The sequence below is a fragment of the Kitasatospora sp. CMC57 genome (assembly GCF_045866025.2).
GTDB lineage: Bacteria > Actinomycetota > Actinomycetes > Streptomycetales > Streptomycetaceae > Kitasatospora.
In genome coordinates this window covers 2,798,636-2,823,164 of record NZ_AP035881.2, presented here as the reverse complement: position 1 = coordinate 2,823,164, position 24,529 = coordinate 2,798,636, and the positions used below count along the sequence as shown (strand labels likewise).

Here is a 24,529-nt window from a genome sequence, read left to right as displayed (position 1 = left end):
TGACTGGAAGGAGACGACATGCCGTCCCAGACCGTGGAACTGCCGAACATCCGGGTGACCGCCGAGTCGGCACCGAGCATCACCACCGACGCCCAGTACGAGCGCGAGTGGCTCCCGTCCGACATCGCGCCGATGAAGTAGCGCCGGACGGCGGGCCGGTCACCGGGAAGCCCCGGTGTCCGGCCCGCCGCGGTCTCCGACCCGTCGATCCACCCTGGGGAGAACGCTGTGCCGCCGTCCTGTCAGCAGATCGACCGACTCCTCGGCAGTGACCCGCAGTTCGGGGACTCCGGGGCCATCGAGGCCCGGAACCTCGCCCGCTACCGGCTGGGTCTCACGGTGCTGGCCCGGCACTTCCCGGCGGCGGCCGAGCGGTTCGGGCGGCTGGGCGGAACGGCGGACGCGGACCTCCGCCCGTTCCTCTACGACCCGGTGCTGCGGAACGCCTTCGAGAACGACCTGGTCGCGCTGGAGCAGCACCGGCGGGCCCCGAGCGAGCTTGCCCGGCAGCTGGCAGGTGTCGATCCGGATGCCGGTGACGGGCTCGGCCCGACCGAGCGGCTGATGGCCCGGCGGTGCCGTCCCTGGGCCGGTCGCGGGATCGGCTGGGCGTGGACCGAGGTGTCTCCCGAGGCGGCCGAACTGCCGCTCGCCGTCCGGCTGGAGGAGCTCAAGCAGGGGAGCTTCGACGGTCTGAGCGGCGCCCGCCGGGTCACCCCGGACGAGGCCCAGCTGGCCGGTCTGACCCGGGGCGCCGACCTGCTGGCGGCCCTGCTGCCGTACGCGGGGGCCGGCGTCTTCCCGCACATCTCGCTGGTGGGGCTGGCCCAAGGTGCCGCCGAGGACGGCGAGTTGCACTCGTTCTCCGGCGGTGACCCGCTGCCCTCGGCGCTGTTCGTCGCGCCGGAGCACCTGGACGACCCGTGGATGACCGCCGAGATCCTGCTGCACGAGGGGCTGCACCTCAAGCAGTTCGACGTGCTGCGGACCGGCGCGCTGGTCGCCGATCCCGGCCACCAGGTGGAGATCCCCTGGCGGTTGACCCCCTGGTCGCTGACCCGGGTGCTGGCCGCGCTGCACGTCTACAGCCACCTGGTGCTGTTCTTCGCGGCCGCCGCCGAGGCCCCGGCCGAGCTGCGCGAGCGCTTCGGCGCACCGCCGGTCACCGAGGGCGTGGGTGTGCCGACGCCGGGCAGCCGGGCCGCCGTCGAGGGCGGGTACGGTACCAGCGCCGAACGGGCCGGCTACCTCGGGCGGCAGGCGCTGGAGGTGCACGGCGAGGCGCTCACCCCGGCCGGCCGACGGTTCGTCCGGTGGCTGCTGGACGCGGTGGCACCGCTCGCGCCGGGCCTCGGGGCTGCCGCCGAACCGGTCGTCACCGCCGAACCGGTCGTCACCGCGCCGCCCGTGCTCGACCCGCGCGGCTACCGCAAGGCCGAGCCGGTGGCGGTCTGCCCGCTGCCCGAGCAGCACCAACTGCTGGCGCACGCACCGGAGTCGGCGCGGTTCCACTGGCTCAACGAACACGCCTGGCTGATCTACGCGCTGTGCGACGGTCGTACGTCGGCGGAGATCGAGGCGGCCTACGTAGGGCAGGGCGGCGGAGAGGCGGACGCCCGGTTCGCGGCCGGGATCGCCGGGCTGGCCGCGGCCGGACTGGTGGTGCCGGTCGGCGGTTGAGCCGGTGCCCGGAGGTGACACACCGAGTTCGAGCGGGCCGTACGCGGGTAGTGCTGAGCGGAGCGTGCCCGGGAGACCCACCCCTCCCGGCCCGGCATCGCCGTCTTCCGGTGGAGGTTCGCTGCATGACCGTCATATCCCCGCCGTTGCCCCGCGCCGCCGTCCCGGTCCGGTCGGGCGCCGAGCCGTCCGGCCGTGCCACCATCGGTCTGCTCGGGCCGCTCCGACTGCACTGCGGCGGCGCCGAGATCGCCCTGCCGGCCGCCAAGCACCGGGCGTTGCTCGCCCTGCTGGCGATCAACGCCAACCGGCCGGTCCAGGTGGACCGGATCATCGCCGAGCTCTGGCAGGGGCACGAGCCCGAGTCGGCCCGCAAGACCCTGCAGGGGTACGTCTGGCGGCTGCGCGGCCTGCTCGGCAGGCAGGCGGTGCGGACCGTCGGCAGCGGGTACGAGCTGCTGACCGAGGCCGGTGCGGTGGACGCGACCCGGTTCGAGGCGCTGGCGGCGGCCGGACGGGCGGCGCTGCGCACCGGTGAAGCCGGGGAGGCGGCCCGGCTGCTGCGGGGCGCACTGGAGCTCTGGCGCGGCCCGGCGCTGGCCGATGTGGCGCTCGGGCCCTGCGTGTTCGCGTATGTGAGCCGGCTGGAGGAGGCCCGGATGATGGCCGCCGAGGGTCTGGTCGACGCGGAGCTGGCGCTGGGCCGGCACGCGGAGGTGCTGCCCGGGCTGCGCGAGCTGGTGGCGGAGCACCCGCTGCGGGAGCGGCTGCGGGCCCAGCTGATGCTGGCGCTGCTGCGCGGCGGTCGGCAGACCGAGGCGCTGGCGGCCTACGGCGAGCTGCGGGAACGGCTGATCCAGGATCAGGGGCTCGATCCGGGCCTGGCGGTCACCGAGCTGCACCGGCGGATCCTGGCGGGGGACGCCGCGCTGCACCTGGGCTGAGACGGCGGCGGGGGCACGGGATGAACTCCCGCGCCCCCGCCGACCGTTGCCGCGGCCTAGAAGTCGTCGTCGAAGGCGACCGAGCCCTCGACGGCGGTCTGGTACGCGCTGACCCGGCGCTCGAAGAAGTTGGTCAGCTCCTGCACGTTCTGCAGCTCCATGAAGCCGAACGGGTTGCTGGAGCCGTACCGGACCGGCAGGCCGAGGCGGGCGAGCCGCTGGTCGGCGACCGCCTGGAGGTACTCCCGCATCGAGGCGGTGTTCATCCCCGGCAGGCCCTCACCGCAGAGGTCCTCGGCGAACTGGAGCTCGGCCTCGACGGCCTCCTCCAGCATCGCGGTGACCTGCTTGGCCATCTCGTCGTCGAAGAGGTCGGGCTCCTCCTCGCGGACGGTGTCCACCACCGAGAAGGCGAAGTCCATGTGCATGGACTCGTCCCGGAACACCCAGTTGGTGCCGGTGGCCAGGCCGTGCAGCAGGCCCCGGGACCGGAACCAGTACACGTACGCGAAGGCGCCGTAGAAGAACAGTCCCTCGACGCAGGCCGCGAAGCAGATCAGGTTGAGCAGGAAGGCCCGGCGGTCGTCCTTGGACTGCAGTGAGTCCAGGTGGTCGACCGCGTTCATGTACTTGAAGCAGAACTGCGCCTTCTGGTGGATGGAGGGGATGTTCTCCACCGCGTCGAAGGCCGCCGCCCGGTCCTCGGGATCGGGCAGGTAGGTGTCGAGCAGCGTCAGGTAGAACTGGACATGCACGGCCTCCTCGAACAGCTGCCGGGACAGGTAGAGCCGCGCCTCGGGCGAGTTGATGTGCTTGTAGAGGCTCAGCACCACGTTGTTGGAGACGATCGAGTCACCGGTGGCGAAGAAGGCGACCAGGCGGCCGATCATGTGCCGCTCGCCCTCGCTGAGCTTGGCGAGGTCGGCGACGTCGGAGTGCAGGTCCACCTCCTCCACGGTCCAGGTGTTCTTGATCGCGTCGCGGTACTTGTCGTAGAACGACGGGTAGCGCATCGGACGGAGCGTCAGCTCGAAGCCCGGGTCGAGCAGCATCTTCTGGCCCTCGGGCTGATTAGGAGCAGTGGACATTACTGGCAGGCCTCGCAGGACTCGGGGTTCTCCAGGGAGCAGGCGAGCGCCGCCTCCTCCTCCGGAGTGAGGGTGGTCGGTGCGGCCACGGCGACCGGGGCCGGCGCGGCGGCCCGGGCGGCGCCGGAGGCGGCCTGGGCGATCCGGGTGGCCGGGCGCGAGCGCAGGTAGTAGGTGGTCTTCAGACCGACCTTCCAGGCGTACGCGTACATCGAGCTCAGCTTGCCGATGGTCGGCGCGGCCATGAAGAGGTTCAGGGACTGGCTCTGGTCGATGTACGGCTGCCGGGCGGCGGCCAGGTCGATCAGCGCGCGCTGCGGCAGCTCCCAGGCGGTCCGGTAGAGCGAACGGACCTCGGCGGGCAGCCAGTTGAGGTCCTGGACCGAGCCGTTCGACTCGCGCAGCGCGTCCCGGGTCTGCGCGTCCCAGACGCCCAGCTCCTTGAGCTCGCGGACCAGGTACGGGTTGACCTGGAGGAACTCGCCGGAGAGGGTCTCGCGCTTGAACAGGTTGGACACCTGCGGCTCGATGCACTCGTACACGCCGGCGATCGAGGCGATGGTCGCGGTCGGCGCGATCGCCAGCAGCAGCGAGTTTCGCAGACCGGTCTCGGCGATGGTGGCGCGCAGCGCGTCCCAGCGGTCGGCCCACTGCGGCGCGGTCTCGAAGTGGTCGATGTGCAGCTGGCCCCGGGCGGCGCGGGTCTCCGCGTACGCCTCGTGCCGGCCGAGCTGGACGGCCAGCTCGCTGGAGCGCTCGTAAGCGACCAGCATGATGCGCTCGGCGATCAGGGTGGAGAGCTGCTTGGCCTCGGCGGAGTCGAAGTCCAGCCGGAGCTGGAAGAAGACGTCCTGGAGGCCCATCACGCCGAGGCCGACCGGGCGCCAGCGGGAGTTGGAGGTGCCGGCCTCGGGGGTCGGGTAGAAGTTGATGTCGATGACCCGGTCCAGGAAGGTCACGGCGGTCCGCACGGTGGCGTCCAGCCGGTCCCAGTCCATCGCGTTGACCAGGTCGGCCGCCGAGGCGCCGATCGCGACGTGGGCACCGAGGTTGACCGAACCGAGGTTGCAGACCGCGGTCTCGGAGTCGTCGGTGACCTCCAGGATCTCGGTGCAGAGGTTCGAGGAGTGCACGGTGCGGCCGGGCACGGCGGTCTGGTTGGCGGCGCGGTTGGCGGCGTCCTTGAAGGTCATCCAGCCGTTGCCGGTGGTCGCCAGGGTGCGCATCATCCGGGCGTACAGGGTCTGCGCCGGGATGGTGCGGACGGCCTTGCCCTCGGCCTCGGCCTTCAGGTACGCGGCGTCGAAGTCGGCGCCCCAGAGGTCGACCAGCTCGGGCACGTCGGCCGGGGAGAACAGCGACCAGTCGGCGTCGGCGTTCACCCGGCGCATGAACTCGTCCGGGATCCAGTGGGCCAGGTTCAGGTTGTGGGTGCGCCTGGCCTCCTCGCCGGTGTTGTCGCGGAGCTCCAGGAACTCCTCGATGTCGGCGTGCCAGGTCTCCAGGTACACGCAGGCCGCGCCCTTGCGGCGGCCGCCCTGGTTCACCGCGGCGACCGAGGAGTCCAGGGTGCGCAGGAACGGGACGATGCCGTTGGACTTGCCGTTGGTGCCGCGGATCAGGCTGCCGCGCGAGCGGATCCGGGAGTAGGAGAGGCCGATGCCGCCGGCGTGCTTGGAGAGCCGGGCGATCTGCGCGTAGCGGCTGTAGATCGAGTCCAGGTTGTCCAGCGGCGAGTCCAGCAGGTAGCAGGAGGACATCTGCGGGTGCTTGGTGCCGGAGTTGAAGAGGGTCGGCGAGGAGGTCAGGTACTCCAGCCGGCTCATCAGGGTGTAGAGCTCGGCCACCTCGGCCACCGACTGCTCGGTGTCGCCGACCGCGAGACCGGCCGCGACCCGCAGCAGGAAGTGCTGGGGGGTCTCGATCACCTTGCGGGTGATCGGGTGGCGCAGCAGGTACCTGGACTGCACGGTGCGCAGGCCGAAGTACTCGAAGCGGTCGTCGCCCTGCTGGTCGATCAGGGCGTCGAAGGCGTCGGCGTGCTTGGCCACGAAGGCGGCGGTGACGTCGCCGATCAGGCCCTCGGTGTGGCCGACCACGATCGAGGCGGAGAAAGAGACGGCGCCCTGGCCGATCGCCTCGTCCTGGATCTCCAGCGCGAGCAGGCGGGCGGCCAGCTTCGAGTACTGCGGGTCCTCGGCGATCATCGAGGCGGCAGCCTCCACGGCCAGTCCGCGCAGCTCGGCGAAGTCCGAGTTGGCGTTCCGGCCGCGCAGCGCAGCGGCCGCGACGTGGCCGGGGTCCACCTGGGGCAGGTCGGTGCTGCGGTCGGTGAGCAGCCGGAGCAGCGCGGTACCGGGGTCGGTCCGGTCTTCGGCAACGCCCTGGGCGGGCAGGGCAACTGAGGCAGCGATGGTCAAGGCGCTTCTCTCCTGGCGGCGGCGGTCGGCGAGGGTCTACCGAGCCGTATGGGCGCAGGGGAGCGCGCGCAGCGCCGGACGGCGCGCGCTGTTCAACCCCCCTGGCCCACCCGCGAGGCCCGGACGTTACTGCTGTGCTGCATGGCGTCTGCGGGGAAGCCGTGTCGCACGCCGTCGGCAGGTCATCGGACTCACGGGCGCTCGCTGGGCCGCCCGCTCACCGCTGCGGGGCAGTCCCGGACTCGCACCGGGTTCCCCTGCTTCGACAGCGAGAGCGAGCATACATGTTGTGGCGGCAGACTTTCGCAGCCCCATATGTAGTGGCGATGGCGTGTTGCCCACAGGCGCCGGGTCACTGCGCTCAGTGCAGGAGATAGACCTTGTAGGTGCTGGCGTCGACCGTTGTGGCGGTGAACTGGGCGATCAGCCTGTACCGCCCGTTGGCCCTCACAGCCTCGCTGAGGGCTCGGTCGGTGGCGGCCGGAGCGGTGCTGTCGAGCACCACCAGGTTGAACCAGCCGTCCTTGATGGCGGCGGTGCTGCCCTCCAGGCCCCGGTGCTTCACGCCGGCCTGATCCTGGTAGTCCGTGCCGGCCCGGGCCGAGACCCACTGATCGGGCTTGGTGACGCCGCCGAGGTAGTACTCGGGCAGACCCTCGATCTCGGTGAGGAAGCGTCCCTCCGCCGTCACGTTGGCCCGCAGCACGCCCATCAGACGGCCGGAGTCGGGACCGTTCTGGAAGCGAAGCGCCGCCTGGTCGAGGCCGAGGGCGAGCAGGGCGACCCAGACCAGGATGCCCAGCTGGGGGTGGCGGAAGTGCGCGCCGACCAGTCGTGTGATGCCGACCCCGGCCAGCGGGGCGGCCAGCAGCATGCCGTAGCCGAGCTGACGGAACATCACCCCGGAGCTGTGCAGGTAGAGGTAGCCGGCCGGGATCAGCAGCGCGGCCGCGCACAGCGTGATGCCGAGGACGATCCGGCGGCGGCGCCTGGCGGCGGTGCCGGGGGATGTGTCGGGCGCCTCGTTCATCCGCTCGCGGCGTGCGTAGGCGATCGCACCCGCGCAGGCGAGGACCGTGAACAGGCCGCTCCACTGGGCGGTGGCGGTGAGGATCGGACCGAGCTCCTGGGTGCCCCGCTCGGGTGACAGCCAGTCCGTGACACCGGAGAGCGAGCCGAGCACCGCCAGCAGGCCGCCGGTGCCCGCGGCGAGCAGCAGGACCCGGAGCACCGAGGGCGGGACGCCCCGGTGCGGCCAGGCGGTGATCAGCGCCAGCCCGAGCAGCGCGGGCAGGGTGACGACCGCGGCGTACGAGGCTGTGACCGCGAGGGCGGTGACCGGTACGGCCAGCAGCACGGTGGCCACCGGCAGACGGTGGGTGGCCACCACGATCCAGGCCGCCAGGGCGACCAGCATGACGGCCAGGGCGTCGGGGGCGGCGTAGAAGCCGACCACCACGGTGGACTGCAGCACGGCGTAGGCCGCGGCGGCGCAGATCGCCGTGCGCTCGTTGAACAGCCGACGGGTCAGCGCGTAGAGCAGGGCGGTGGCGATCAGGGCGAAGACCAGGCTCAGCACCCGGGGGCCGAACACGCCGGATGCGTCGGTCGCCGCGCCGGCCATCGGTGGGTAGAGCCAGACCGCACCGGGGAAGTGGTCGAGCAGGTGGGTGGTCACCGGGGTGTCGTGGAGCAGGTGCTGCCACTGCTGCCGGCCACCGATCATGACGGCGGCCTCGTCCGGGTGCGCGGCACTGTTGAGGCGCAGCGAGAGCGCCGTCTGGACGGCCAGCACGCCGAACAGCAGGCCCCGGCCGATCCAGCGCCGACGGGGGCTGGGCATCGGGTCCCAACCGGAGTCGGGGACCTGCGGGATCCGGTACGGGGCGAGCACGACCTCGGAGGTCTCGTCCCCGACAGCCGCCCGGTCCGGCTGGACGGGGACGACCGGCTGGACCGGCTCGGCCGCGCGGGCGTCCTCGGCGCGGTGGTGGGCGCCCCGGCGGTCCGGTTCCGGCGTGTGGTCGGCCGCGAAGCGGCCGGTGCCGTACCGGTCGTTGTCGGGTTGCTCCGCGGTGGTGATCGGGTTCACCGGCTGGGAGGCGAACCAGCCGGGGCCCGAGCCGCCGGACTGCTGCCGGCCGGCGTGCGGAAGGTCGTGCTGCGGGCCCTGGCTCGGCGACTGCGGCGTGAACCAGGAATCGGTCTCTGAGGGCATCATGGTTTCCGGATGTCGAAGCCGTAGCGCGGGTCGGAGACACGCTTCTTGTAGTCCGAGAGCGACTGGGGGGAGGTCTCCACCCGCCAGTCGGCGCGCTTGACGATGTTGAACCAGACGAAGCCGATGACGTCGTCGTGCGCGGCCAGGCCGTTGAAGAGGGCGTCGATATCCGCTCGGCGGCGCTTGTCACCCTCGGAGGCGGTCTCGCTGATGAAGAACGGCTTCTTGGTGAAGGTCCGGATCTCGGCCATGGTCGACCCGTACAGGGTGTCGAAGGTCTTCGGTCCACTGAGGGTGAAGTAGCCGGTCATGCCCGCCCAGTCGACGTAGCTGTCACCGGGGTAGTACGGCGCGAGCCGGGTGTTGGGGGCGGGGATGATGATGTTGGGACTCCACACCCAGATCACGTTGGTCGCGCCGGCCTCGGTGAAGAGGTCGTGGACGTGCTGCCAGCCCGCGACGAAGTCGGCGGGGCCGTTGGCCTGGCGTCCCCAGGGGTACCAGTCGCCGTTCATCTCGTGAGCGATGCTGATGGCGACCGGCAGGTTGAACTTGGCCACGGACTTGGCGACGCTTCTGACGTACCCGTCCGTGGTACCGGCCGCGATCGACGCCATCGTGACGTCGTGCGGCTCCCAGGCCATGTACGGCAGGGCGCCGGAGTCGTAGATCCGGTGGGCGCCCACGGTGTCGAAGCCGTCGCCCCAGGCGGCGTAGTACTCGATGACGTTGGGCTGCTTGCCGATCTTGGCGGCGTACTCGTTCACCGGATCGATCGACTGGGGCACGTTCTCCAGCGCGACCCCGACGTACTTGCGGGACGGCGCGAGCAACGGGGTGACGTTGTACGGGAGCGAGGCGTCCCGGACCGGCTCGACGGCGGGCGCGGAGTCGGTGGCGGCGGGTGTCGCCGTCGCGGTGGCCGCCGCAGCCGCAGCGTCGGCGGCCCGCACCGCGGCGAAGCCGGGGTCCTCCGGGCCGCAGCCGGTCGCCAGCAGCAGACCGGCCGTCAGGAGCGTGAGCAGCGCGGACGACCGGCGGGCGGTGGAACGTGGACGGTGGGCGGGCAAGGCGATCACACAGCTTCCGTGGGACGCGGTTGGACGAGGACGCGGCCCACCACGACGGCGTAGAAGAGACCGGACGCGAGCACCAGGGTGTAGTCCAGCGGCGCCATGCTGAGCATCCGCCAGATCGCGGCGCCCACCCAGACCAGGGCGGTCCCGCCGCTCCAGATGATCGTGCCCAGCCAGAACCGCCGGGTCTTGTTCTTCTTGGCACCGCTGGAGCCGGTGGCCTGCCACGCCATCCGGTTGCGGCGCAGGATGTCGTAGATCGCGAAGACGTGGGCCCAGCCGTACATCAGCCGGGCGGACCAGGCCTCCAGGCGGTAGGGGTTCCGGTGCCAGAGCGGGAAGATCAGGGTGGCGTACACCAGCCCGGGGATCACCAGCGCGGTGTTCTCCCAGCGGATCAGGTCCGGGCGGACCAGCAGCAGCACGATCGGCAGCAGCGGGGAGACCAGGGTGAAGAGTGCCGTGTGGATGTAGTAGAAGAATCCGGACATGTAGCACATCCGGGTCACCACACGCAGTGGCGTCCCCCAGAACTTCCGGCTGCCCAGCAGGCTCATCGAGCCCGAGCACCAGCGGTACTGCTGGTTGAAGAACCCGCCGACGTTGTCAGGGCAGACGCCGGCGGCCAGGGCGACCGGCACGTAGCGCAGGTCCCAGCCGAGGCGCCGTAGGTCGAACCCGGTGTGTACGTCCTCGGAGTGCTCGATCAGGGTGGTCCCGCCGTTCTCCACCAGGGCGGCCCGGCGGTAGACGGCGCAGCTGCCGACGCAGATCGCGCCGTCGTTTCGCTGCCGAGAGACCTGGACGGTGCGGTAGAAGAGCTCCTGTACGGCACCGGCGCCGCGCTCGATCCAGTTCTGCGAGTCGAGGATGCGGAAGAACTGCGGGGACTGGACGATCCCGATCCGGGGGTCGTCCGCCATGTAGGGCAGCAACTCCTCCAGCAGGTCGGCCCGGGGTGCGAAGTCGGCGTCCAGGATGAGGATGAAGTCGCCGTCGGAGTTGCGGAAACCGAACTGCAGGTTGCCGGCCTTCTTGAACCAGCCGCGGTTGTTCCTGGTCCCGTAGACGAAGCCGAAGTCCACCGCCATCTGGGCGAGTTCGGGGCTGTCGCTGTCGTCCAGCACGTACGGGGTGACATCGCCGGGGTACTGGTCGCGGAGCCGGGCCACGTGGGTCCAGGTGTTGTGCAGCACCTCGATCGGCTCGCCGGCCACCGGCAGGAAGACGTCCACGTTGGGGTAGTGCTCGGGCCGCCAGTTCCGGACCAGCGCCCGGTGGCGCTTGAGGTCGAAGCTCTCGTTGAAGCCGTGCACCCAACGGGATATCAGGTAGTAGACGATCGTGAACCCGAGGAAGGGGATCGCGAACCAGAACCAGCGGCTGGTCCGCAGCAGCCCAACCTGACTCGCCACCATGCAGCAGAAGCTGAGCAGCGAGAACACCGTCAGCACCCAGAGGTGGGTTTTGGCGTAGGAGTACTTCTCGGTGTTGTCCGGCGGCTGCGGGAGCAGTCCGAGCTGTGCCCGGCTGGACGGCTCGGGGCGGCCCCGGCGACGCGAGGTGGCCGTCCGCCGGCTGCCCGAGACCTGGGTACCCTCGGTGACGGTCACTCGGCCTGCCCCCCAGAAGCGTTTTAATCGGACGAAATCCCCATGGGCACACCGGACATGATGGCGTAACTGGGGACCCCAGGATCGTACGTGAAGTCCCAGGGGAAAGCGGGGCCGCAGCGGAGCGGGCGGCCCGGGAACCAGGATCGAGTTCCGATCGTGATGTGATTGAAGTTTCACGGATACCGTTAGCCCTGGTCACCGCCAGAGGGGGCGGTCGTAGACGGAGAGAGGGAGGGACAACGTGAACGGCACTGCCACGCGGTCGGTGTGGAGGATGCGGGCGGTGGCGGCATCCGCGACGGCCGCAGCTCTGCTGGCGGGCTGTTCGAGTCAGGCGATCCCGGGCGCCGTGCCGCCGGCCGCCACCAGCGCCGCCCCCGTCCAGACCGGGGCCACTCTCTGCTCGACCGCGAAGGAGCCTTTTCCCAAGCGGTTGGTGGACAAGGGGACGAAGGTGCTGGAGCCGAATCCGTGGAACGCCACCGGATCGGTCTGCCTGCAGCCGCACGGTGCCACCGGATTCACCGTCACCTCGCTGAGCGACTTCGTGCCGAAGGCGCCGCTGTCGCCCGGCGCGTACCCGAACATATCCACCGCCCCGGGAGCCAGCGGCCTGCCCGTGCCCGTCAGCGCGCTGGGTGACGCGACCAGCGACTGGGACGCCTCCGCCGCCAAGGTGCCCGGCTCGTACAACCTCTCCTACGACCTCTGGTTCGGCCCCACGCCGGACAACTGCGTGCCCGGGGAGAGCGCGGAGGTGATGATCTGGCTGGACGCCACCGACAGCGTGCAGCCCGCCGGCAAGAAGGTGACGGACGCCCAGACCGTCGGCGACTCGACCTTCGACGTCTACGAGGCGCCGATCAAGGGCCCGCACAGCGTCATCAGTTACGTGCGGACGGCGCCGACCCACAGCGCCCACGGCCTCAACCTCCGCCTGTTCACCGCCGACGCCCTGATGCGCGGCTACGTGCCGGCAGGTTCCTACCTGTGCCGGGTCCAGGCGGGCTTCGAGGTGTGGAGCGGCGGCCAGGGTCTGACCAGCTCCTCGTTCGTCTTCCAGAATCGGGTCGGCCTGCCGGTCGGCGAGGTGACGGCCGGTGCCCCCGGAATCTGCCTTCGGCACGGCGGCGGTGGCCTCACCGGGACGCCTGTGACAGTGGGCGCCTGCGGCGACCCGACCGTCTCGACCAACTGGGCGGTGGGGAACGACGGTTCGCTGCGCGGCGGGGCGGCCTGCCTGGCCCCCGCCGAGGACGGTCGTACGGCGGTACTGGCGGCGTGCACCGGTGCGGCAGCCCAGCGTTGGTGGTCGGGGGCGGGTCAGAGCCTGCAGCACCGGGCCTCCAGCCTCTGCCTGGACACGACGGGCGGGGTGCTCGCGGCGGGGACGGCGGCGGTGCTGCGGCCGTGCCGTGCCGGGACCTCGCAGCAGTGGAAGCTCCCGTACAACGGCCTTCCGTAGGCCCGGCTTCATACCATCTTGGTCACCGGCGATGGGGCTCGAGGTAGTGATGCCTTACCATTCCGACACATGAGCGATCGACCGGTACCGGCTGATGAGCCGGGGCAGACCCCGGGGTGGCCCCCACAGCAACCGCCGGCCGGACCGGCCGGAGCCGAGCCGGTCATGCCGCCGCCGACCTGGCAGGCAGGGATGATCCCCCCTCAGTCACCGCCGGAGCCCGACTGGGCAGCGCTGGCCGCGAACAACGAGCGGCTGGAGAAGCGCCGCCGCACACTCAGGATCGTCGGAGTGCTGGTCGCCGTCGTGCTGATCGGTGCCATCGTCGCGGCCGCGGTGCTGGTGACCCGTAAGGGCTCGACGGACCAGCCGGTGGTGGACGGCTCCAAGAGCCCGACCGCGGGTGGTTCCAAGAGCCCGACCGCCGGCGGTGCGAGCGGTTCGCCGCGCGGCATCCAGGGCCCGGCGACCGTCGGTTCGCTTCCCGCGACCAAGGGCGGCTCCCCGCTCGCCCTCGGCTCGGACGCCAAGACGGGGACGATGACCGGTATCCCCGGCCAGGTCCTCAAGCTGCCCAGCGGACAGAACTCCTTCGCCCAGAGCGCCAAGCAGATCGTCGACTCGGCGAAGAGCTTCACGGTCTCGACCCGGGTCCTGGTCGACTCCCCGACCGGCAACCGCAGCGCGGTCAGCCAGGGCGACGGCCAGTACTACTCCTACTCGCTCGGGCGCGGCAGCTCCAACGGCCGCAACCTCTGGTACTTCAAGGTCCAGCTGCCCGGCGGCGGTTCGGCGGTGGTCTATTCGAAGGGCGACGCCACGGTCAACCAGTGGGCCCTGCTGACCGGCGTCTTCGACGAGACGACCAAGCAGATCACGCTCTACGTCAACGGCGCCTCGCAGGGCTCCGCACAGGCGGAGGGCGTGCAGGCGAGCGGCACCAACGCACTCCAGATCGGGCGGCTCAGCTCGAACGGGCAGTGGAGCGACCCCTGGCGCGGAGCGGTGGCCGACATCCAGCTCTGGGACCAGGTGCTGCCGGAGGCCGACATCGTCAAGATCGTCGCAGGTGCCAGCTCACCGCCGGCCACACCGCCCACGGCGGCCTGGCTGACCGGCTGAGCCGACCCCCGCACCGACCGGGCTGACCACCCCTCAGAGCGTGACCACGGCGCCGGGACGGACCATCCGCCCCGGCGCCCGGCTTCGAGTCCCGACGCGTGCCGTCCGGGACGCGAGAACAGAGTGAGGAACACCTGATGAGCGCGGACGGCCGCTGGATCCGGCCCGAGTCAACGAGGCGGCCGGTCCTGACGCCGACCGCACCCGTGACCCCCGGCGGCACCGTTCCCGGGCCTCGGGCCGGTGGCCCGTCGGCCCGGTCGGAGCAGCAGCCGGGAGGGCGCCAACGCCGCGCGGAGCAGATCACCGCCCCGGCCCGGCCCGCGCTGCGGACGGATCTGCTGCCGCTGCTCGCCGTCCTGCTGCTGCAGGGTGCACTGTCGTTCCGCCTAGTGCTCAACAACACCGCGTTCGTCGACGAGGGCACCTACATCTACGCCGGCTACCAGGAGTTCGCGCACCTGGTGAACGACACCCCGGTGGCGACGTACGAGACCTTCTTCTCCGGCTCGCCGGTGATCTACCCGATCGTGGTGGCGCTGGTCGACATGTTCGGCGGGCTGACCGGGGCCAGGACGCTGAGCATGCTCTTCATGCTCTCCGCCACGGTGGCCGTCCACCTGTCCACCCGGCGGCTGTACGGCTCGCTCCCGGCGTTCTTCGCCGCCGCCGCCTTCGCCGCGCTCGGCCCGACCCAGTTCCTGGGCGGGCTGGCCACCTACGACTCGATGGCACTCGCGGTGCTCGCCTGGGCCGGCTACCTCGCCGTCCGGCTGACCACCGGCGGCGGCTACCCCAGCATGCTGCTCTCAGCCGTGCTGCTGGCGCTGGCCGGCACCACCAAGTACGCGGCGCTGCTCTGGGCCCCGGTGGTGCTGGGCATCGCCGTCCTGGCCGGGCCCGGTGGATCGCCGCGCGAGTGGTTCCGGTGGAAGCGCGGCCTCACCATGTTGGTCGCGTTCCTGGCGGCACTGGGGGTGGCGGCCGGGGTGGCCGGCGAGAGCTACATCGACGGTTTCAAGCACACCACCCTGCAGCGGAAGCCGGGCCACGACGCGTACTCCTACGTGGCCGAGGAGGCCGCGAAATGGGTGGGCGCCCTGCTGGTCCTGGCGCTTGTCGCCGTGGTGGTCCAACTGTTCGTCAGCCGCAAGCGGGCGGACGGGGCCGGCTGGTCCGAGTTCTGGCTCGCGGCTCTGCTGCTGGTGGCCGGTCTGCTGGCTCCGGTGAACCAGATCCGCATCCACACCTGGCTGTCGCTGCAGAAACACGTGGACTTCGGCGCCTGGTTCGCCTGCATCGCGGTGGGTGTGCTGCTGGCCAGGACGGTGCTCCTGCTGAAGAACCGGGTCCAGGTCACTGCGGGCATCGTCGTCGCCGCGCTGGTACTCGGCCCGCTCACCTTCGCGGGTGCGAGCCACGCGGAGGAGATGCACACCGAGTGGTCGAACGCCCAGGGCTTCGTGACGGCTCTCAAGCCGTACATCAAGAAGGGCAGCGACCGGTACCTGGTCGAGAACTACAACGTCCCCGCCTACTACCTGCGGGAGCAGAGCAACTGGCAGCAGTGGAAGGACCTGGTCGGCGTCTACCGCAAGGACCCGGTCACCGGGAAGGCGGAGACCGGGGTACCCGCCATTCAGGCCGGCCTCGAGGCGTACGAGTGGAAGGTCGTGGTGCTGGACTTCACCCAGACCGGCGACATCGACCGGGCGATCCAGCCGACCCTCAAGAAGGCGGGCTACCGGGTGGTCACCGTGGTGGAGAGCGGCGAGCACGGCCGGTACACCATCTACGTCGCGCCGGGCTACGACAAGGACAAGTGACCTCGGCCCGGCGGCCCCTGGCGGGCCGTCAGAACGTCATCGTGTAGGCCAGCAGCAGGACCCCCGGGCGGACCTCCCAGTCGCGCTCGGGGGCCCTGCGGAAGCCGAGCCGCTCGTACAGCCGGTGGGCGGAGGTCATCGACGGGCGGGTGGAGAACGCCATCCCGGTCAGCCCCAGTTCACGGCTGCGGGCCATCGAGGCGCGGACCAGTGCCTCGCCCGCGCCCCGGCCGCGGGCCGCACCACTGACCGCCAGCATCCGGATCTCGCCCTCGTGCGGCTCGGCGATGTCGGCGAAGCCGGTGCCGCCCACCGCGAAGGTCACGCAGCCGAGCAGCCGTCCGTCGTCCGGATCGACCGCGACGAGGAGTTCCGCCTGCTCGAACCGGGGCCGGGCGTCGCGGAGTTGTGCAGCGTACGGGCCGTCGGCCGGGCTGTGGCCGTCACCGACGAAGGCTTCGAGGGTGACGGCTCCGACTGCATCGAGATCGGCTTCGGTCGCGCGGCGGATGACGAGGTCCATGCCTCCAGTCTGCCCGGGACCGGGTCGGAGGCGGCAGGCAGGGTGCCGCGTAGCCGGTCGCCGGGAACGGGTTCCCGGGGATAGCCGCCGGGGCGGTGCCAGTTGTCCCGGCCGTGCCGGGAGTTGCGGTCGACATCCCGCCCGACCAGCAGGCCGAGCAGGGCGAAGGAGGCGAGGATGCCGACCAGGGCCAGGGCGCTTGCGAAGGTGGAGGAGTTCATGTCTCCACTCTCCCGGCGGGCGGACGGCCCGACGAGTGGCAGAAATGCCCTATTGCATCGATATCCTGCCATCGGGCATCCTGAGGGCATGCTGCAGAACGTCGTGACCGTGGTACTGGAAGAGGTTCACCCCTTCGAACTCGGCCTGGCCTGCGAGGTGTTCGGGCTCGACCGGAGTGACAACGGCCTGCCGGTCTACGACTTCGCGGTGGCCTCCGACCGGCCGGGCCGGCTCCGTACCCACGCCGGGTACAGCATCGACGTCGAGCACGGTGCCGAGCGGCTGGCCCAGGCGGACCTGGTGATCGCCGCCGCGACCTCAATCCGGGACGAGTACCCGGCGCCGTTGATCGAGGCGCTGCGGGCGGCGGCCGGGCGGGGCGCCCGGGTGCTCTCGATCTGCAGCGGCGCCTTCCTGCTGGGCGCCGCCGGGCTGCTGGACGGCCGCCGGTCCACCACCCACTGGCGGCACACCGACCGGCTGGCCGCCCGCTTCCCGCTCACCCGGGTCGAGCCGGACGTGCTCTACGTGGACGAGGACCCGGTGATCACCTCGGCCGGCACCGCCGCCGGGATCGACGCCTGTCTGCACCTGGTCCGCAAGCTCCAGGGCGCCGAGGTGGCCCGGGGGATCGCCCGGCGCATGGTGGTCGCCCCGCACCGGGACGGCGGTCAGGCCCAGTTCGTCGCCCGACCGCTGCCGGAGAGCGACGGGGACTCGCTCGGCGGCCTGCTCGACTGGCTGCGCCGGCACCTGGAGCAGGAGCTGACGGTGGAGCAGCTGGCCGCCCGGGCCCACATGTCGCCCCGTACCTTCGCCCGCCGGTTCCAGCAGGAGACCGGCACCACCCCGCACCGCTGGCTCACCAACCAGCGGCTGTTGCAGGCCCAGCGCCTGCTGGAGGGGACCAACGAGCCGGTGGAGGTGGTCGCGGCCAGCTGCGGCTTCGGCAACGCGGCCACCCTGCGCCACCACTTCACCCGCTGGCTCGGCACCACCCCGCAGGCGTACCGCCGTACCTTCGCCTGACGCCCTAGAGGTGATCCGTCCGGTTCCAGCCCTCGGGGGCCAGCCGTCCGCCCCGGTCGCGCCAGAGGCTGGTGGAGCAGTTGGCGACCGGGTCGAGGGCGAGCAGCTGCTGCTCGGTCAGCCGGTCGAGGACGTAACGGAGCATCAGCACCGGGCAGTCGTGCGCGACCACCAGCACCGGCCGCCCCGCCTCCTCCTCGCGGAGGTCACGGAGCAGGCTCCGCACCCGCAGGGCGACGTCCAGAAACGATTCGCCCCCCGGCGGCCGGTAGTACAACTCGCCCATCTTCCGCCGCCGGGCCGCCTCGGCAGGGTGCTCCTTCTCGATGGCGGCGCGGGTGAGCATCTCCAGCACGCCCAGCTCGCGGTCCCGCAGCCGGTCGTCGTAACGGACCGTCAGGCCGACCGGCACCGCGCCGAGCCCGCTCGCCTGGGCCAGGGCGATCCGGGCCGTCTCGGTGGTCCGTACGTAGGGGGAGCACCAGACCGAGCGCGGCCGGTCGGCCGGGGGGAGGGCAGCCCACCAGCGGCCGAGTGCCTGGGCCTGGGCCTGGCCGTGCAGTGAGAGCGGGATGTCGGCGTCCCTGGAGGTGATCGGGACGGTCAGTGCGCCGGTCTCGGTGGCGAGCTGGAACTCGACGTTGGCGACGCTCTCGCCGTGTCTGGTGGCGATCAGCACCGAGGGCTGGGCCGCCGTGGTGCCGACGCTGCTCCGGTGGCCGTTCAGGACGCTGCTGCTGGATTCCGCCATGTTCTTCTCCCCGTGGTCCGGCCGGTGGTCCGGTGATACGAATGATCGCGCCGTCCATCCAGTGTTGACCGGGAGGACGGCGCGATCACAGGGCGCACGCGGTGCGGGCCGGTGCGCCCGGGTGAATCAGTGCGCCGCGACGGGCTCCGGAGCCTCCGGGGCGTCGGTCACCTTCGGCTGCGGCGGCGCCTCGGCGGTGTAGTCGGACGGGCTGGTCTCGTCGGCGCTGTCGGCGACCTTGCCCGCCCGCAGCACCAGCGTGAGCACCACGGTGACCAGGATGTTGAGCACGAACGCGGTGAGACCGATGTAGCCGATCTCGCCGATCCCGGGGATCTCGGCCGAGCTGCCGCCGAAGTGCTTGGTGGCGGGCGTGGCGATCCCGTAGGCCTTCCAGGTGCCGTAGACCATGCCGGCCGCCCAGCCGGCCAGCAGCGCCCAGCGGTGGAACCAGCGGGTGAACAGGCCGCCGACGATCGAGACGAAGGTCTGCAGGATCCAGATCCCGCCGAGCAGCTGGAGGTTGATCGCGAACTGCTTGTCCATCAGCAGCACGAAGGCCAGCGCGCCGACCTTGACCAGCAGCGAGGCGAGCTTGGCGACCTTGGTCTCGTCCGCCGGGGTGGCGGTCGGCTTCAGGTACTCCTTGTAGATGTTGCGGGTGAACAGGTTGGCCGCGGCGATCGACATGATCGCGGCGGGCACCAGGGCGCCGATCCCGATCGCGGCGAAGGCCACCCCGGTGAACCAGTCCGGGAACATGTTCTCGAACAGCTGGGGCACCGAGAGCTGCGGGTTGAAGCCCTTCACGCCGGTGCCGACGCCGGCCGCGATGGCCATGAAGCCGAGCAGCGCGAGCAGCCCGAGCATCAGCGAGTACGCAGGCATGATGGCCATGTTCCGGCGCACCGTGTTGCGGGACTTGGAGGCCAGCACACCGGTCACCGAGTGCGGGTACATGAAGAGCGCCAGCGCCGAGCCGAACGCCAGGGTGGCGTACCCCCACTGCGCCTTCGGGCCGGTGATCAGCGCGCCCTTGGAGCCGGGAGCGCTGAACTTCTGCGCGGCCGAGTCGAAGATCGCGCCGTAGCCGCCGAGCCGCATCGGGATGTAGATCACCGCGACGATGATCACCAGGTACACCAGGGTGTCCTTGACGAAGGCGATCAGCGCCGGGGCGCGCAGGCCCGAGGAGTAGGTGTAGGCGGCCAGGACGGCGAAGGCCAGGAACAGCGGCAGGTCCTTGACGAACCAGTTGCTGTCCGCGCCGCCGCCGACCCCGAGCACGTCCAGCACCGCCTGGATGCCGACCAGCTGGAGCGCGATGTACGGCATGGTGGCCAGGATGCCGGTGAGCGCGACCACCAGCGAGAGCGGCTTGGAGCCGTACCGCCCGCGGACGAAGTCGGCCGGGGTGACGTACCCGTGCACCCGGGAGACCGACCACAGGCGCGGCAGGAAGAGGAAGACCAGCGGGTACGCGATGATCGTGTACGGCACCGCGAAGAAGCCCGCCGCGCCCGCCCCGTAGACCAGCGCCGGGACGGCGACGAAGGTGTACGCCGTGTAGAGGTCGCCGCCGAGCAGGAACCAGGTGACCCAGGTGCCGAAGCTCCGGCCGCCGAGGCCCCACTCGTCCAGGTGCAGGGCGTTGTCGGCCTTGCGCCAGCGCGAGGCCAGGAAGCCCATCACGGTGACCAGCACGAAGAACAGCAGGAAGACCGTCAGCGCGGTCCAGTTGACGCCGGAGTGGCTCATGCGGACGCACCGCCCGCCGCGGCCTTGCGGGCCTGCTCGTCCCGGCGCAGCAGCAGGTACGCGGCCACGGTGAAGATCGCCGAGGCCGGCACCCAGGCCAGCTGGTACCAGTAGAAGAAGGGCACTCCGCCCAGCTCGGGGGTCTTCTTGGTGTACGAGGACACCCAGAGCATCGCGACGACCGGGAGCAGCAGGCTCAGCCCGGCGAGCACCCGCGCGGGGGTGACCACCGGGAGCTGCGCTCCGGCCGGGGTTTCTGACGACATGTGAACGGCTCCGCTGGTGAGGGCTCACCTCAACGCGCCGCAACGCACAGGACCGTGCGTCCGCCGAGCAGCACCCGTGGTGATCGACTTGTCACTACGGCGCGAAATCTAGGTCACCGGGTGACCCGTGTCACTACTCCGTGCAGAACATCCCGGATATCGGAACGCCGGACCCCCGTCAGGAGGCCGGTCGCTGCAGGCGGGTGATGAACTTGTAGCGGTCGCCCCGGTAGATCGAACGGACCCACTCGACCGGCGCGCCGTCGGCGTCGAAGGAGTGCCGGGAGAGCTGGAGCATCGGCAGCCCGAGGTCGGAGCCGAGCAGACCGGCCTCGCGCGGGTTGGCGAGCGTGGTCTCGATGGTCTCCTCGGCCTCCGCCACGGTCACCCCGTACACCTCGCGCAGCGCGGTGTAGAGGGAGTTGTGCTTGACCAGGTTGCGGCGCAGGGCCGGGAAGCGCTTGGCGGAGAGGTGCGCGACCTCGATCGCCATCGGGTCGCCGTTGGCGAGCCGCAGCCGCTCGATCCTGAGCACCCGGCCGCCGGGCTTGATGTCGAGCAGCGGGGCCAGCCGGTCGTCGGCGGTGATGTAGCCGACCTCGATCAGGCGGGAGGTGGGTTCCAGGCCCTGCGCCCGCATGTCCTCGGTGTAAGAGGTGAGTTGGAGCGCCTGGGCGACCTTGGGCTTGGCCACGAAGGTGCCCTTGCCCTGGATCCGCTCCAGCCTGCCCTCGACCACCAGCTCCTGGAGGGCCTGTCGGACGGTGGTCCTGGAGGTGTCGAACTGGGCGGCCAGTGCGCGCTCCGGCGGCACCGGGGTGCCGGCCGGCTGGGTCTCGGTGAGCTGGAGCAGATGGCGCTTCAGTCCGTAGTACTTCGGGACGCGAGCGGTCGGGTCGGCCGCGCTCTGCGTCGGCAGGCTCCTGCCCTGGGGTTGGTTCACCTGGGCAGTGGTGCCCCCGTCGCTGCTCATCGGCCGCATCTCCCGCTGCTCGCGGAGCCTTCCCCGGCCCCGCTTCCTCGTTAACGGCACACATCGTTGCACGTATGGGCCGTGAACGGGGCCCTCATCACGCGATGAACGATGAGCGGTGTCGGCTTGATAACGGGTGGTCCTGATTGGTTATGGAGCCGTTGACACGCCCATTGGTCTAGGCCAAGCTCCAGGCATCTGGTCTACACCACTGCAGACCAAACATGAATTTCCCAACCCCGTCCCGAGGGTTCGCGACTGACTTTCCGCCGATATGTATCGGTACGTCGCCGCCCAGGTGGGGGCAACCCGGGCATCCCTCAGGAGGATGGCGTGAAGCGTCAGCTCATCGCGGCGGTCGGCGTCGCAGCAATGGTCGTCGGTCTTGCCGCTTGTGGTTCGGACGCGAAGAAGTCCGACGAGGCGGCCAAGCCCAAGGACTACAACGGCAAGACCCTGACCGCCTGGGTGATGGATGGTTCGGCGCCGCAGGCGTGGCAGGACGGCGTCAAGGCGGACTTCGAGAAGGAGTTCCCGGGCGCCAAGCTGAAGCTCGAGGTCCAGAAGTGGAACGGCATCGGCGAGAAGGTCACCACCGCGCTCTCCGAGGGTTCGGTCGACGTCCTGGAGATCGGCAACACCCAGACCGCGGGTTACGCGGCCTCGGGCGGTCTGCTCGACCTCAGCAAGGACAAGGCCGCCCTCGGCGGTAACGACTGGGCCGCCAACCTGAACGCCGCCGCGGTGTTCGAGGGCAAGCAGTACGCCGCCCCGTGGTACTTCAGCAACCGCGTGGTGATCTACAACAAGGAGCTCTTCGCCAAGGCCGGCATCGCCGCCCCGCCGAAGACCCTGGACGAGCTCTACGCCGACCTGGACAAGCTGAAGGCCGTCCCGGGCGTCACCAACCCGATCTACCTGCCCGGCCAGGAGTGGTACACCTACTTCGGCCTGGTCGTCAGCAACAAGGGCCAGATCGTCAAGAAGGACGGCGACAAGTACGTCGGCAACCTGTCCTCCCCCGAGGCCAAGGCCGCCTTCGAGACGTACAAGAAGCTGCAGAGCTACTCCAACGCCCCGAAGGACAAGGACGAGGCCACCCCGGCCCAGACCGGCATCTTCGCCAAGGGTGACGTCGGCGCCATGATCGGCCTGGGCTGGGAGGCCCCGGCGGCCAAGGACATGCCCGCGGACAAGGTCGGCTACTTCGCGATCCCCGGTGTCAGCGCCGACAAGCCGTCCGGCGTCTTCCTCGGTGGCTCGAACCTGGCCGTCGCCCAGGCGAGCAAGAACCAGGAGCTCGCCAAGGGCTTCCTGAAGATCGCCCTCTCGGACAAGTTCGAGGGCCAGATGGCCTCCACCGGCCTGGTCCCCAACAAGACCTCGCTGAACAGCCTGGCCGTCACCGACTTCGCGAAGGCGGCCATCCCGGCCTCCGCCAGCGGTGACACCACGCCGAACATCGCGGCCTGGGCCAACGTCGAGAACACCCCGAACCCGATCAAGGACTTCCTGACCGCCGCCCTCACCGGTGACTACGAGACCGCGGCCAAGAAGTACGACGACGAGATCACCAAGCGTCTCGCGCAGAAGCAGTAACGCAGTACGGCGTCGCACGTCAGGCTCCCGGGGAGCGTGGCGTGCGGCGCCGTCACCCTGTGTTGGCCAGGTTTGGGTAGGAAGAGAGAACGATGGCTGTGCATTCGGAGCGGGTGCAGACACGGTCCCCCATGGTCGGAAAGGGCACCGTGAACGACACCGAGCCGGCCGCCGTCAGGGACGGCGCCCCGAAGAACACCGGACCGACGAGCGGCAGAGGCCTCCTCGCCAGGAGCGCCCCGTACCTGCTGATCCTGCCCGCCGTCCTGGCCACGCTGGCCCTGCTCGGATGGCCGCTGGTCAAGACCGTCCTGCTCTCCTTCCAGAACCTGAACAAGCGTCAGCTGATTCAGCACCTGACCGAGTGGAACGGCTTCGACAACTACGCCGAGCAGCTCAAGAGTGCGGACTTCTGGCACACCGCCGGCCGCTCGGTGGCGTTCACACTGGCAAACGTGGCGCTGATCATGATCGGCGGCTCCCTGGTCGGCCTGCTGCTCAACCGGCTCGGCAAGGGGATGCGGCTGCTGCTGTCGTTCGGCCTGATCATGGCCTGGGCGATGCCGATCGTGGCCAGCACCACCGTGTACACCTGGCTCTTCGACACCCAGTTCGGCGTGGTGAACTGGCTGTTGGACCAGCTCGGCTGGCACGGCATGGCCAACTACAACTGGTACAGCGGCCAGCTGTCGACGTTCTTCGTGATCACGCTGCTGGTGGTCTGGGGCTCGATCCCGTTCGTGGCCTTCAACATGTACGCCGGCCTGACCACCATCCCGGCCGAGCTCTACGAGGCGGCCCGGATGGACGGCGCCGGTTCGAGGAAGATCTTCACCTCGGTGATCTTCCCCAGCCTCCGGCCCTTCTTCCTGGCCACGACCTTCCTCGAGATCATCTGGGTCTTCAAGTGCTTCACCCAGGTCTTCACGATCAACGGCGGTGGCCCGCAGCGCCTCACCGAGACCCTTCCGGTGTACGCGTACGTGGAGGGTGTCGGGAACCAGCACTACGGCATCGGGTCCTCGATCGCGGTGCTGACCATCCTGATGCTCGGTGCGCTCATGGCGTACTACTTCCGGATCATTCTGAAGCAGGAGGACGAGCTGTGAAGCGCTCGATCATCGGACGTGGCTGGCCGAACCTGATCGCGGTCGTCCTCTTCGTCTTCTTCATCTTCCCGGTCTACTGGATGGTCTCGACCGCCTTCAAGCCGGACCGGGACATCATCAGCAGGACGCCGGTCTTCGTCCCGCTGGACGCCACCCTCGACCACTTCGACCGGGCCGTGCACGCGGACCAGTTCTGGACCATGGTCGGCAACAGCCTCACCGTCACGGTGAGCGCGGTGGCGGCCTCGCTGGTGATCGCCACGCTGGCCTCGTTCGCGATCGCCCGGATGAAGTTCCGGGGCCGGAAGGCGTTCGTCCTGGTCGTCATGGCGGCGCAGATGGCCCCCTGGGAGGTCATGGTGATCTCCGTCTACCTGATCACCCGCGACAGCGACATGCTGAACAGCCTGGTGCCGCTGACGATCTTCTACATGATGATGGTGCTGCCCTTCACGATCTGGACGCTGCGCGGATTCATCGCCGCGGTGCCCAAGGAGCTGGAGGAGTCCGCGATGGTCGACGGCTGCACCCGGGCCCAGGCGTTCGTCAAGGTGGTCTTCCCGCTGCTGGCGCCCGGTCTGATGTCCACCTCGCTGTTCGGCTTCATCACGGCGTGGAACGAGTTCCCGCTGGTGCTGATCCTCAACAAGCAGACCGGTGAAGGCACCGCCCAGACCCTGCCGCTCTGGCTGACGTCGTTCCAGACCACCTTCGGTGACGACTGGGGCGCGACCATGGCCGCCTCGACGCTGTTCGCGGTGCCGATCCTGATCCTCTTCCTGTTCCTCCAGCGCAAGGCCGTCGGTGGTATGACCGACGGCGCCGTGAAGGGATGACCCGT

The 24,529-nt window shown here is 70.3% G+C and carries 20 protein-coding genes and 1 riboswitch; of the genes, 10 read left to right on the top strand and 10 right to left on the bottom strand.

Going from position 1 to position 24,529, the window contains the following annotated elements; translation table 11 throughout:
* The first annotated feature begins 18 nt into the window (after positions 1 to 18).
* From ACKUU6_RS12360 to ACKUU6_RS12350, 3 genes are all read left to right on the top strand, one after another.
* Positions 19 to 141, top strand: coding sequence for a hypothetical protein (locus ACKUU6_RS12360; protein ID WP_281403648.1), 123 nt, complete (start codon positions 19 to 21; stop codon positions 139 to 141).
* Positions 142 to 228: 87 nt separating this feature from the next.
* Positions 229 to 1,680: an aKG-HExxH-type peptide beta-hydroxylase gene (locus ACKUU6_RS12355; protein ID WP_407988552.1), complete on the top strand. Its 1,452-nt coding sequence runs from the start codon at positions 229 to 231 to the stop codon at positions 1,678 to 1,680.
* Between the two features lie 125 nt (positions 1,681 to 1,805).
* Positions 1,806 to 2,624, top strand: coding sequence for an AfsR/SARP family transcriptional regulator (locus ACKUU6_RS12350; RefSeq protein ID WP_407988551.1), 819 nt, complete (start codon positions 1,806 to 1,808; stop codon positions 2,622 to 2,624).
* A gap of 56 nt (positions 2,625 to 2,680) precedes the next feature.
* On the opposite strand, the gene ACKUU6_RS12345 is transcribed toward ACKUU6_RS12350, so the two are convergent.
* The 5 genes from ACKUU6_RS12345 to ACKUU6_RS12325 all read right to left on the bottom strand — a co-directional run bounded on the left by ACKUU6_RS12345 (position 2,681) and on the right by ACKUU6_RS12325 (position 10,847).
* Complete coding sequence (locus tag ACKUU6_RS12345; RefSeq protein ID WP_407988550.1) at positions 2,681 to 3,712, bottom strand: ribonucleotide-diphosphate reductase subunit beta; 1,032 nt, start codon at positions 3,710 to 3,712, stop codon at positions 2,681 to 2,683.
* Entirely contained in the window at positions 3,712 to 6,132 is a 2,421-nt protein-coding gene (locus tag ACKUU6_RS12340) for a ribonucleoside-diphosphate reductase subunit alpha (protein ID WP_407988549.1), read from the bottom strand. Before ACKUU6_RS12340 ends, ACKUU6_RS12345 begins: the two co-directional genes overlap by 1 nt.
* A gap of 158 nt (positions 6,133 to 6,290) precedes the next feature.
* Positions 6,291 to 6,431: riboswitch (cobalamin riboswitch) on the bottom strand.
* A gap of 62 nt (positions 6,432 to 6,493) precedes the next feature.
* Positions 6,494 to 8,350 (bottom strand): ArnT family glycosyltransferase, encoded by a 1,857-nt coding sequence (locus tag ACKUU6_RS12335; protein WP_407988548.1) that lies wholly within the window; start codon positions 8,348 to 8,350, stop codon positions 6,494 to 6,496.
* Positions 8,350 to 9,432 carry a glycoside hydrolase family 26 protein gene (locus ACKUU6_RS12330; RefSeq protein ID WP_407988547.1) on the bottom strand — a complete coding sequence of 361 codons (1,083 nt, stop codon included), beginning with the start codon at positions 9,430 to 9,432 and terminating at the stop codon, positions 8,350 to 8,352. Before ACKUU6_RS12330 ends, ACKUU6_RS12335 begins: the two co-directional genes overlap by 1 nt.
* Complete coding sequence (locus tag ACKUU6_RS12325; RefSeq protein WP_407992104.1) at positions 9,429 to 10,847, bottom strand: glycosyltransferase family 2 protein; 1,419 nt, start codon at positions 10,845 to 10,847, stop codon at positions 9,429 to 9,431. The genes ACKUU6_RS12330 and ACKUU6_RS12325 overlap by 4 nt, the downstream gene beginning before the upstream one ends.
* Positions 10,848 to 11,328: 481 nt before the next feature.
* Here ACKUU6_RS12325 and ACKUU6_RS12320 point away from each other — a divergent pair, with 481 nt between their 5' ends.
* From ACKUU6_RS12320 to ACKUU6_RS12310, 3 genes are all read left to right on the top strand, one after another.
* Positions 11,329 to 12,510, top strand: a complete 1,182-nt coding sequence (locus ACKUU6_RS12320) for a GH12 family glycosyl hydrolase domain-containing protein (protein ID WP_407988546.1) — start codon at positions 11,329 to 11,331, stop codon at positions 12,508 to 12,510.
* A gap of 192 nt (positions 12,511 to 12,702) precedes the next feature.
* Positions 12,703 to 13,632 carry a LamG domain-containing protein gene (locus ACKUU6_RS12315; RefSeq protein ID WP_407988545.1) on the top strand — a complete coding sequence of 310 codons (930 nt, stop codon included), beginning with the start codon at positions 12,703 to 12,705 and terminating at the stop codon, positions 13,630 to 13,632.
* 137 nt (positions 13,633 to 13,769) lie between these two features.
* Positions 13,770 to 15,458, top strand: a complete 1,689-nt coding sequence (locus tag ACKUU6_RS12310) for a hypothetical protein (RefSeq protein WP_407988544.1) — start codon at positions 13,770 to 13,772, stop codon at positions 15,456 to 15,458.
* A gap of 28 nt (positions 15,459 to 15,486) precedes the next feature.
* On the opposite strand, the gene ACKUU6_RS12305 is transcribed toward ACKUU6_RS12310, so the two are convergent.
* Entirely contained in the window at positions 15,487 to 15,981 is a 495-nt protein-coding gene (locus tag ACKUU6_RS12305; RefSeq protein ID WP_407988543.1) for a GNAT family N-acetyltransferase, read from the bottom strand.
* A gap of 309 nt (positions 15,982 to 16,290) precedes the next feature.
* Between ACKUU6_RS12305 and ACKUU6_RS12300 the strand changes: the two genes are divergently transcribed.
* Positions 16,291 to 17,232: a helix-turn-helix domain-containing protein gene (locus tag ACKUU6_RS12300; protein ID WP_407988542.1), complete on the top strand. Its 942-nt coding sequence runs from the start codon at positions 16,291 to 16,293 to the stop codon at positions 17,230 to 17,232.
* 4 nt (positions 17,233 to 17,236) lie between these two features.
* Here the strand turns inward: ACKUU6_RS12300 and ACKUU6_RS12295 are convergent, their stop codons facing one another.
* From ACKUU6_RS12295 to ACKUU6_RS12280, 4 genes are all read right to left on the bottom strand, one after another.
* On the bottom strand, positions 17,237 to 17,983 hold the full coding sequence (locus ACKUU6_RS12295) for a histidine phosphatase family protein (RefSeq protein ID WP_407988541.1): 747 nt from the start codon (positions 17,981 to 17,983) through the stop codon (positions 17,237 to 17,239).
* A gap of 126 nt (positions 17,984 to 18,109) precedes the next feature.
* Complete coding sequence (mctP, locus tag ACKUU6_RS12290) at positions 18,110 to 19,741, bottom strand: monocarboxylate uptake permease MctP (protein WP_407988540.1); 1,632 nt, start codon at positions 19,739 to 19,741, stop codon at positions 18,110 to 18,112.
* Entirely contained in the window at positions 19,738 to 20,007 is a 270-nt protein-coding gene (locus ACKUU6_RS12285) for a DUF3311 domain-containing protein (RefSeq protein WP_407988539.1), read from the bottom strand. The genes mctP and ACKUU6_RS12285 overlap by 4 nt, the downstream gene beginning before the upstream one ends.
* Before the next feature lie 178 nt (positions 20,008 to 20,185).
* Positions 20,186 to 20,980, bottom strand: a complete 795-nt coding sequence (locus ACKUU6_RS12280; protein ID WP_407988538.1) for a GntR family transcriptional regulator — start codon at positions 20,978 to 20,980, stop codon at positions 20,186 to 20,188.
* 333 nt (positions 20,981 to 21,313) lie between these two features.
* Between ACKUU6_RS12280 and ACKUU6_RS12275 the strand changes: the two genes are divergently transcribed.
* From ACKUU6_RS12275 to ACKUU6_RS12265, 3 genes are all read left to right on the top strand, one after another.
* A complete protein-coding gene (locus tag ACKUU6_RS12275) occupies positions 21,314 to 22,579 on the top strand; it encodes an extracellular solute-binding protein (protein WP_407988537.1) in 1,266 nt (421 codons plus the stop codon).
* 92 nt (positions 22,580 to 22,671) lie between these two features.
* A complete protein-coding gene (locus tag ACKUU6_RS12270) occupies positions 22,672 to 23,688 on the top strand; it encodes a carbohydrate ABC transporter permease (RefSeq protein ID WP_407988536.1) in 1,017 nt (338 codons plus the stop codon).
* Entirely contained in the window at positions 23,685 to 24,524 is an 840-nt protein-coding gene (locus tag ACKUU6_RS12265; RefSeq protein ID WP_407988535.1) for a carbohydrate ABC transporter permease, read from the top strand. Before ACKUU6_RS12270 ends, ACKUU6_RS12265 begins: the two co-directional genes overlap by 4 nt.
* Positions 24,525 to 24,529 lie beyond the last annotated feature (5 nt).